Origin of the sequence: Mycobacterium sp. (assembly GCF_035314905.1) — a bacterium.
Classification (GTDB): Bacteria; Actinomycetota; Actinomycetes; order Mycobacteriales; family Mycobacteriaceae; genus Mycobacterium.
In genome coordinates this window covers 1-8,417 of record NZ_DATFYW010000187.1, presented here as the reverse complement: position 1 = coordinate 8,417, position 8,417 = coordinate 1, and the positions used below count along the sequence as shown (strand labels likewise).

8 protein-coding genes and 1 rRNA gene are annotated in these 8,417 nt (G+C 67.3%); 6 read left to right on the top strand and 3 right to left on the bottom strand.

Annotated features, from left to right (window positions below):
* Positions 1-87 precede the first annotated feature (87 nt).
* The 3 genes from VKG81_RS16360 (at position 88) to VKG81_RS16350 (ending at position 3,867) form a co-directional block, all read left to right on the top strand.
* Positions 88-3,063 (top strand): acyl-CoA synthetase, encoded by a 2,976-nt coding sequence (locus VKG81_RS16360; RefSeq protein WP_324397610.1) that lies wholly within the window; start codon positions 88-90, stop codon positions 3,061-3,063.
* 84 nt (positions 3,064-3,147) lie between these two features.
* Positions 3,148-3,657, top strand: a complete 510-nt coding sequence (locus tag VKG81_RS16355; protein ID WP_324397609.1) for a hypothetical protein — start codon at positions 3,148-3,150, stop codon at positions 3,655-3,657.
* A gap of 9 nt (positions 3,658-3,666) precedes the next feature.
* Positions 3,667-3,867, top strand: coding sequence for a Trm112 family protein (locus VKG81_RS16350; RefSeq protein ID WP_324397608.1), 201 nt, complete (start codon positions 3,667-3,669; stop codon positions 3,865-3,867).
* Between the two features lie 9 nt (positions 3,868-3,876).
* Here the strand turns inward: VKG81_RS16350 and VKG81_RS16345 are convergent, their stop codons facing one another.
* From VKG81_RS16345 to VKG81_RS16335, 3 genes are read right to left on the bottom strand one after another with little or no spacing between them, the layout of a single operon-like run.
* On the bottom strand, positions 3,877-4,485 hold the full coding sequence (locus tag VKG81_RS16345; protein WP_324397607.1) for a TetR/AcrR family transcriptional regulator: 609 nt from the start codon (positions 4,483-4,485) through the stop codon (positions 3,877-3,879).
* Positions 4,486-4,489: 4 nt separating this feature from the next.
* On the bottom strand, positions 4,490-5,308 hold the full coding sequence (locus VKG81_RS16340) for an ABC transporter permease (protein WP_324397606.1): 819 nt from the start codon (positions 5,306-5,308) through the stop codon (positions 4,490-4,492).
* Complete coding sequence (locus VKG81_RS16335; RefSeq protein ID WP_324397605.1) at positions 5,242-6,006, bottom strand: ABC transporter ATP-binding protein; 765 nt, start codon at positions 6,004-6,006, stop codon at positions 5,242-5,244. Before VKG81_RS16335 ends, VKG81_RS16340 begins: the two co-directional genes overlap by 67 nt.
* 55 nt (positions 6,007-6,061) lie before the next feature.
* Here VKG81_RS16335 and VKG81_RS16330 point away from each other — a divergent pair, with 55 nt between their 5' ends.
* The 3 genes from VKG81_RS16330 to VKG81_RS16320 form a co-directional block, all read left to right on the top strand.
* Positions 6,062-6,679: a DNA-3-methyladenine glycosylase gene (locus tag VKG81_RS16330; protein WP_324397611.1), complete on the top strand. Its 618-nt coding sequence runs from the start codon at positions 6,062-6,064 to the stop codon at positions 6,677-6,679.
* A gap of 20 nt (positions 6,680-6,699) precedes the next feature.
* A complete protein-coding gene (gene tyrS / locus VKG81_RS16325; RefSeq protein ID WP_324397604.1) occupies positions 6,700-7,980 on the top strand; it encodes a tyrosine--tRNA ligase in 1,281 nt (426 codons plus the stop codon).
* Positions 7,981-8,350: 370 nt separating this feature from the next.
* Positions 8,351-8,417 (top strand): 16S ribosomal RNA (locus VKG81_RS16320); the annotation flags it as partial.

Genomic DNA, 8,417 nt, shown 5'->3' with positions numbered 1-8,417 from the left:
TTGGCCATCAGCCGCCGATGATAGGTAAGGGCGTGCCAGAATGACGGCGGCAAAGCGGGGGCGTGGACGTGGGGAGGCACTAGGCCGATGGTTGACTTCTCGCCAATCACCAAGCCGGTCGGGCGCCTGATCGCGACCGCGCAGAACGGGCTCGAGGTCTTGCGCTTCGGCGGACTGGAGACAGGCGATGTGCCGTCGCCGTTCCAGATCGTCGAAAGCGTGCCGATGTACCGCCTCCGGCGGTATTTTCCGGCGGACAATCGCAACGGCCACCTACCGGTCGGCCCGCCGGTGCTGATGGTGCACCCGATGATGATGTCGGCCGATATGTGGGATGTGACCCGGGAAAACGGTGCCGTCGGGATCCTCCACAGGGCCGGCATCGACCCGTGGGTGATCGACTTCGGCTCGCCGGACCGGGTGGAGGGCGGTATGCAGCGCACCCTCGCCGACCACATTGTCGCGGTGAGCGACGCCATCGACACGGTCAAGAAGGTGACCGGGCAGGACGTACACCTGGCCGGCTATTCGCAGGGCGGCATGTTCGCCTACCAGACCGCGGCCTACCGGCGGTCCCGCGATCTGGCCAGCATCATCACGTTCGGCGCACCGGTGGACACGCTGGCCGCGCTGCCGATGGGCGTGCCCCCCAACCTGGGCGCCGCGGCCGCGGACTTCATGGCCGACCACGTGTTCAATCGCGTCGATATACCAGGTTGGTTGGCGCGCGCCGGGTTTCAGATGCTCGACCCCGTCAAGACGGCACAGGCCCGCCTCGACTTCCTGCGCCAATTACACGACCGCGAGGCCCTGCTGCCGCGTGAGCAGCAACGGCGATTCCTGGCATCGGAGGGCTGGATCGCCTGGTCCGGTCCGGCGATCTCCGAGCTGCTGAAGCAGTTCATCGCGCACAACCGGATGATGACGGGCGGCTTCTCGGTTCACGGCGAACTGGTGACGCTCAGCGACATCGACTGCCCGATACTGGCGGTGATCGGCGAGGTCGACGACATCGGGCAACCGGCGTCTGTTCGCGGCATCCGCCGGGCTGCGCCGCAGGCCGACAGCTATGAATTCCTCATCCGTAGTGGGCATTTCGGCCTTGTCGTTGGATCCAAGGCGTCCGCGCAGACCTGGCCGACGGTCGCGCAGTGGGTGCTGTGGGTATCCGGCGAAGGGGAAATGCCCGAGCAGCTCACGCAGATGTCGCTGCAGCCCGCCCAGCACAGCGACTCCGACAGCGGGGTGGCCTTCGCCTCCCGCGTTGCCCACGGCGCCGGCGTCGCAGGCGATGTCGCATTGGATCTCGCCCGCTCCGCGGCGGGTGCGGTGGTGGCCGCGAACAAGTCGGTGCGGTCGCTGGCGATTGAAACGGTCCGCACGCTGCCCCGCCTGGCGCGTCTGGGACAGATCAACGAGCACACCCGCATCTCGCTGGGCAGGATCATGTCCGAGCAGGCGCGCAGCGCACCTCAGGGCGACTGCCTACTGTTCGACGGCCGGGTGCACACCTACCAAGCCGTGGACACCCGCATCAACAACGTCGTCCGCGGGCTGATCGAGGTCGGCGTGCGACAAGGCGACCGCGTCGGGGTGCTGATGGAAACCCGGCCGAGCGCCCTGGTCGCGATCGCGGCACTGTCCCGCCTCGGCGCTGTCGCGGTGCTCATGCCGCCGGACGGCGACCTGGCCGCCGCCGCCCGGCTCGGGGGTGTCGCCGAGATCATCACCGACCCCACCAACCTGAAGGCGGCCCGCCGGCTGTCGCTGCAGCTGCTGGTGCTCGGCGGCGGTGAAACGCGGGATCTGCACCTGCTGCCCAGCGACGACGACGTCGTCGACATGGAACGCATCGACCCCGACGCCGTCGAGCTGCCCGGCTGGTACCGGCCCAACCCGGGGCTGGCGAAGGATGTCGCGTTCGTCGCGTTCAACACGGTGCGCGGCGAGCTCATCGCGCGCCAGATCACCAACTACCGGTGGGCGCTGTCGGCGTTCGGCACCGCGTCGTCGGCCAATCTGGGGCACGGAGACACCGTCTACTGCCTCACTCCGCTGCACCACCAGTCGGGTCTGCTGGTCAGCCTGGGCGGTGCGGTCGTCGGCGGCTCTCGCGTCGCGCTGTCCCGGGGGCTGCGCCCGGACCGGTTCATGCAGGAGATCCGTCAGTACGGCGTGTCGGTGGTCTCGTACACCTGGGCGATGCTCCAGGAGGTCATGGACGACCCGGCGTTCGACCTGAAGGGCCACCACCCGGTCCGGCTGTTCATCGGCTCCGGCATGCCGACGGGCCTGTGGGAGCGAGTGATCGACGTGTTCGAACCCGCCCACGTCGTCGAGTTCTTCGCTACCACCGACGGCAACGCGGTGCTCGCCAACGTGTCCGGCGCGAAGATCGGCAGCAAGGGCAGGCCACTGCCGGGTGTCGCGGAGGTCGAGCTGGCCGCGTACGACCCCGAGGATGATCTCATCCTGGAAGGCGACCGCGGATTCGTCCGTCGGGCCGAGACCGACGAGGTCGGTGTGCTGCTGGCCCGACCGCGGGGGCCGATCGATCCGACGGCGTCGGTCAAACGCGGCGTGTTCGCGCCGGCCGACACCTGGATCTCGACCGAGTTCCTGTTCCGCCGCGACAGCGACGGCGACTACTGGCTCGTCGACACCCGCGGGTCGGTCATCCACACCGCGCGCGGAGCGGTCTACACACAACCGATCACCGACGCCATCGACATGATGGGCGCGGTGGCGCTGGCGGTGACCTACGGCATCGATGCCGGCGAGCATCAGGTCGCGGTGACCGCGGTGACGACGGTCCCGGGGGCCGCGATCTCGGCGGCGGACCTGAACGAGGCGACCGCCGCACTGGGCGATGACCGCCCGGATTTCGTGCACGTCGTGCCCGAGATCAAGCTCAGCGCGTCATACCGGCCGATGGTCGGGCCGCTGCGTCAGGCGGGCATCCCGAGGGCGGGGCGCACCGCCTGGTATCTGGACCCGGAGACGAACCGCTACAAGCGGTTGACATCGCCAGCGAGGGCCGAGTGGGTGGACGCCTCGCAGTAACACGCCGCCCGAGGAAGCCGACACACTGTTAGGCTCCCGCTGGCGGCACCTGGCCGCCTCGCCATCAGCGCGCCGGAGGATCGCATGACGACGAAGGGCCCGACGAAGACCGCATTCGCATGGCGACGGAGCACGACGGCGGCGCTGGCCAGCACCGGGATGGCGGTCATGCTGATGCTCGGCTCCAGCCCCGGGCTCGCCCGTGCCGACGTCCTGGACGACCTCGCCAAGGAGTTCACCACTGCCTCTGGCGCCGGCCCCGTCGCCAATCTGGTCAATCAGTCGCTGAGGCTGCGGGCGATGGGCTTCATGCCCACCAAGGGCGAGTTGGACAGCATCACGCAGGCCGAGACATACCGGCCGAACCAGACGCCGTTGATCAAGGCGCTGCAGGAGACCGTCGCCGGCCAGGCCAAGCTGCAGCAGGAGTCGCAGGCGCTGGGAGGCGGGCAAAACCAGGTTGGCTTCGGCATCAACCAGTACGACCCGAACAACCCCGGAGGCCTCACGGCCGGGCCCGGGGGCGTCAACCTGGGCGGTGGCAGCAACCAATACATCATCGGCGGCGGCAAGCCCGTGGCTCCCGGCGGCTGATCGGTGCCGATGCTCGACGAGAGGCTGCTGAGCATTCTGGTGTGCCCCGCCGACCGGGGTCCGCTGCTTTACGTGGACGACGTGCTCTACAACCCGCGGCTGCGCCGCGCCTACCGCATCGAGGACGGCATCCCGGTGCTGTTGATCGACGAAGCGGTCGACGTCACCGAGGAGGAGCACCAGCGCCTGCTCGCGGACGCCAACCGGTGAAGTCGGCCCTCAGAACGGCAGATCGCCGGTGAGGTAGCGCTGGATGTTCGGCGCGACCGTTTTCGCGATCTGCTCGGCGGGGAGCGATCTGAACGGCTCCAACTCCAGGATGTAGCGGGCCATCGCGACACCCAGCAACTGCGACGCGACGAACTGGACCCGGATCGTTCCCGTCCCAGGCGGGTTGTCCACCCGGGACCCGATCTCGGCGGCTATCACCTCCTGCAGAAACGAGCGGATCAGGCTGACCTCGGATCCGACCAGCAGCGACCGCAACTCGGCGACGAAGCCCTTGCCCATCTCGGAGTCCCACAGGGGCAAGAGCAGAGAAGGGATCTTGTAGCCCATGTCCTCGATAGGCGTCTCACGCAGCGGACCCAGTACTTCCATGGGATCGATGGGGATGTGAATCGCGGCAGCGAACAACTGCTGCTTGACGCCGAAGTAGTGGTGCACCAGCGCCGGATCCACGCCGGCGTCGGCGGCCACCGCCCGAATCGATGTGTTGTCAATCCCGTTGCGCGCGAACAATTCACGAGCGCTAGCCAAGATGCGCTCCCGGGTGTCGGAGGTACCCGGCGGGCGCCCGGGGCGTTTGCGTTGCGCGTCGGCGGTCAATTGTCTACGGCGTCCGTCTGCGCAGCGTCGCCGCTGCCAGGCACAGCGCCAGCACAGCGAAACCCACGACGACAACGATGTCGCGCACCGCGATGCCAGTCAGCTCTTTATGGGTCCCGACCTGCTGCAGGGCTTCGAGTGCGTAGCTGGCGGGCATGACGTTGCTGATCCACTGCAGCCAGGTCGGCATCAGAGCTCGCGGGACGATGATACCGGCCAGCAGCAGCTGCGGGACGATTACGACCGGCATGAATTGCACCGCCTGAAATTCGGTACGTGCGAACGCGCTACACAGCAGACCGAGCCCAACGCCGAGGACCGCGTTGGCGATTGCAATCACGAACACCCAGATGGGACTGCCGGCGGTGGTGAATCCGAGAAGCCAGAACGACACGATGCAAGCCAGGGTGGCCTGCGCCGCCGCGGCGACCGAAAACGCGGTCCCGTAGGCCGCGAGCAGGTCCGGTCGGCGAAGCGGGGTGGTGAGGATCCTTTCCAGCGTTCCCGAACCCCGTTCGCGCTGCATGGTGATCGATGTGATGAGAAACATCACGAAAAGCGGGAAAAGGCCCAGCAAGATCAGGCATGCGGTGTTGAACGGCGACGGGCTACCGGGACGATGGGGAACGTTCTCGAACATGAAGTACATCAGCGTGATGATCACGATCGGGATCAACATGATCATCGCAATGCTGCGGCGATCGGCGGCCAGCTGACGCAGGATCCGGGCGGTGCTGGCGAGATAGCCCTGTAGCGTCAGCCGGCTGCGGGCGCGGTGGTGCGCCGGATGATGGACAGAAACGCTTCCTCCAGTGACGCGCATCCGGTGTCCTCTCGTAGTCGGTTCGGCGTGGTGTGGGCCAGAAGTCGGCCTTCGCGCATCAACAGCAGGTCGGCGCAGTGGTCGGCCTCGTCCATCACGTGGCTGGAGACGACCAAGGTCGTTCCGGCGCGAGCCAGCGCGTTGAACTGATCCCACAGGTCCACGCGCAGCACGGGGTCGAGGCCAATGGTCGGCTCGTCAAGCACCAGGAGGTCGGGGCGGCACACCAGCGCGCAGGCCAACGAAACCCGTGCGCGCTGGCCGCCCGACAGGTTGGCGCAGTACGAGGCTCGCTGGTCCGTCAGACGGACCGCCTCGACCGCCTCTTCGGCGGCTTGCCGGTCCTCGCCGTAGAGCGCGGCGAAATATCGGATGTTGTCGATCACACGCAGGTCGTTGTAGATGGTGGGGTCCTGGGGCATGTAACCGACTCGTCGACGCAGTTCGGGCGATCCCGCCGGGTGGCCGAGCACCGTGACAGAACCGCCTGCGACGATCTGGGTGCCGACAATGCACCGTATCAGCGTGGTCTTGCCAGAGCCGGATGGCCCGAGGAGGCCGGTAATCGTGCCACGCGCGATCGTGACTGAAAGGTCCTGCACCGCAGGACGTTTGCCGCGGATAACGCGCAGATCCCCGATGCTGATCGCGGGCTCGACGCCATTGCGGAGTAATTCATCACTCGATGAACTCATCACATGGTGAATAATCCTCCCGGCTACCGCCGCTGTCAATACCGGGGGCAGAATCTGTCTGGTGAGCGCTGAGCTGCTGGTCACGGACCCGCCGACCGCGGCGCGGAGACTGCTCGGGGCCGTACTGGCGGTTGACGGGGTGCAAGCCACGATCGTCGAAGTCGAGGCCTACGGTGGGCCGCCGGACGGTCCGTGGCCTGATGCGGCGTCGCACTCGTTCCGGGGACCCGGCGCGCGCAACGCCGTCATGTTCGGGCCGGCCGGCCGGCTCTACACCTACCGCAGCCACGGCCTGCACGTCTGCGCGAACGTCGTGTGCGGTCCCGATGTCGCGGCCGCCGCGGTGCTGCTGCGAGCGGCGGTGGTCGTCGACGCCGGCATCGAGACCGCGCGACGGAGGCGCGGTGAGGCGGCGCGCCCGGCCGCGCTGGCCCGCGGACCGGGCAATCTGTGTGCGGCGCTTGGGATTACGATGGACCACTACGGCATCGACCTGTTCGACCCGGCAGGCCCGATCACCCTGAAGCTCGGTGACGAGCAGCCCGCGGCCAGTGGACCGCGGGTTGGCGTCAGCAAGGCCGCCGACCGGCCGTGGCGATTCTGGCTGGCCGGGCGACCCGAAGTGTCGCCGTACCGCCGCAGCCCGCGTGCGCCCGCACCGGGAGCCAGCGACTAACGACTGGAAAGATCAACCTCATGGGCACGATCCTCGACGAGTTGAGTTGGCGTGGGCTGGTTGCGCAGTCCACTGACCTCGACGCGCTTGCCGCCGAGGTGGCCCGCCCACCCATCACGGTCTATGCGGGTTTCGACCCGACGGCCCCAAGCCTGCACGCGGGGCACCTGGTGCCGCTGCTGACGTTGCGGCGCTTTCAGCAGGCCGGGCACCGGCCCATTGTGCTGGCCGGCGGGGCAACCGGCATGATCGGCGATCCCCGCGAGACCGGCGAGCGCAAGTTGAACGCGGCCGACACCGTCGCCGACTGGACGGAGCGCATCCGCGGTCAGCTGGAGCGGTTCGTCGATTTCGACGGGTCGCCGTCCGGCGCGATCGTCGAGAACAACCTGTCATGGACCACCGGGCTGGGGGCGATCGAGTTCCTGCGGGATGTCGGAAAACACTTCTCCGTCAACGTGATGCTGGACCGTGACACCATCCGGCGCCGGCTCGAGGGCGAAGGCATCTCCTACACCGAGTTCAGCTACATGCTGCTGCAGGCCAACGACTACGTCGAACTGCACCGGCGCTATGACTGCACGCTGCAGATCGGCGGCTCCGACCAGTGGGGCAACATCATCGCCGGAGTGCGGCTGGTACGGCAGAAACTCGGCGACACCGTGCATGCGCTGACCGTTCCGCTGGTGACTTCGTCGGACGGCGCAAAGTTCGGCAAGTCGACCGGCGGCGGCAATGTGTGGCTGGACCCGGAGATGACCAGCCCGTACGCCTGGTATCAGTACTTCGTCAACACCGCCGACGCCGATGTGACCCGATACCTGCGGTGGTTCACGTTCCTGTCGCCGGTGGAAATCGCCGAGCTGGACGAGGCGACGCGGGCGCGTCCGCATGAGCGGGCCGCGCAGCGACGGTTGGCGCGCGAGCTGACCACCCTCGTGCACGGGGAGGCGGCCACAATCGCGGTCGAACACGCCAGCCAGGCGCTGTTCGGCCGAGGGGAACTGTCTCGGTTGGACGAAGCGACGCTGGCCGCCGCTCTCCGGGAGGCGTCGGTGGCCGAACTGAAGCCGGGCGCCCCGAGCGTAATTGTCGACCTGCTCGTTGCGACGGGTCTTTCGGCAAGTAGGGGCGCCGCGCGGCGGACCGTAGCCGAAGGGGGCGTGTCGGTGAACAACGTCAGGATCGACAGCGACGAGTGGACCCCCGCGCCGGAGGACTACCTTCACGGCCGCTGGCTCGTGCTACGCCGCGGAAAGCGGAATATCGCCGGCGTGGAGCGCGTTGACCGGGGTGGCTGACGCCGGGCGGAGTCGGGAATATCCCGCGGTCCGGCCGCGTTGGGCCTAACCGGGGGTCGAAACCGGCCACCTAGCAGGTAATTTGACTCCCAGTTTTCTCTCACGTAACTTGTTGAAGTCGTCGCGACCCGGTCAGTCCGTAAGGCGCGACGGCCTCCTTGAGGGAAGCACCGTTTCGGCGGTGTCCTCGCCGTCCGCACGATCTGTCCGCGGCCCAGAGCCGCGCGCTGGTTGGGCGGTCGGTCGGGTGTGTTGTTTGAGAACTCAATAGTGTGTTTGGTGGTTTTTGTTTTTTGTTTTTTTGCTGCGCTCCTGGCGTCCCCGTGTTGGGGGTGTGGCGTGTTTTGGTCAGGTTTCTCTGATTGGGTTTTGTTTGGAGAGTTTGATCCTGGCTCAGGACGAACGCTGGCGGCGTGCTTAACACATGCAAGTCGAAC

What these genes read in the sequence shown, in the direction of transcription:
- VKG81_RS16360 (WP_324397610.1), top strand. Translation starts at nt 88, where the DNA reads ATGGTTGACTTCTCGCCAATCACCAAGCCGGTCGGGCGCCTGATCGCG.
- VKG81_RS16350 (WP_324397608.1), top strand. Translation starts at nt 3,667, where the DNA reads ATGCTCGACGAGAGGCTGCTGAGCATTCTGGTGTGCCCCGCCGACCGG.
- VKG81_RS16340 (WP_324397606.1), bottom strand. Translation starts at nt 5,308, where the DNA reads ATGCGCGTCACTGGAGGAAGCGTTTCTGTCCATCATCCGGCGCACCAC.
- tyrS (WP_324397604.1), top strand. Translation starts at nt 6,700, where the DNA reads ATGGGCACGATCCTCGACGAGTTGAGTTGGCGTGGGCTGGTTGCGCAG.
- VKG81_RS16355 (WP_324397609.1), top strand. Translation starts at nt 3,148, where the DNA reads ATGACGACGAAGGGCCCGACGAAGACCGCATTCGCATGGCGACGGAGC.